This window comes from Corallococcus praedator, from assembly GCF_003612125.1.
Classification (GTDB): domain Bacteria; phylum Myxococcota; class Myxococcia; order Myxococcales; family Myxococcaceae; genus Corallococcus; species Corallococcus praedator.
The window spans coordinates 1-418 of sequence record NZ_RAWI01001200.1 but is presented as its reverse complement, the minus strand read 5'-3'; the positions used below and the strand labels follow the sequence as shown (position 1 = coordinate 418).

Here is a 418-nt window from a genome sequence, read left to right as displayed (position 1 = left end):
TCCATGTGAGGGTCCGACGGCACGTTGCCTCGGAGGAACTCGGTCACGCGCCGAGCCAGCGTTTCCGCCGTCTCGGGCCGCGGCTGGCACCGGGTGGCCCAGGCGCGTCCGGGATGCAGGACGTCCCAGAGAGGCATCAACCCCCCATACCGACCGGAGCCCGGGTCATGGTTTCCGAAGCCGTCGAGCACGAGGTTCCAGACGGGCCGGAACTTGGCGATCAAGAGGGTCTCTCCCAACGGAATCCAGATGTCGTCGACCGACAGGTAGCGACATTGGAAATCCGCGAGGTCGAGGTTCCGCGCGGCCGCGATGCTCTCGGCGTGCTCACGTAGCCGGCCGTGGAGGAACCGGCCCGGCACCGATCCGAGCGGGTTGACGCCCTTGCGCCCTCCCGGTGGGATCGCCTTCCCCACGT

The 418-nt window shown here is 68.4% G+C and carries 1 protein-coding gene; it reads right to left on the bottom strand.

Annotation, left to right across the window (positions count from 1 at the left end; genetic code table 11):
- Positions 1-418: Eco29kI family restriction endonuclease (locus tag D7Y13_RS43725; protein WP_120631146.1), on the bottom strand; the 418-nt coding region annotated here is incomplete at both ends.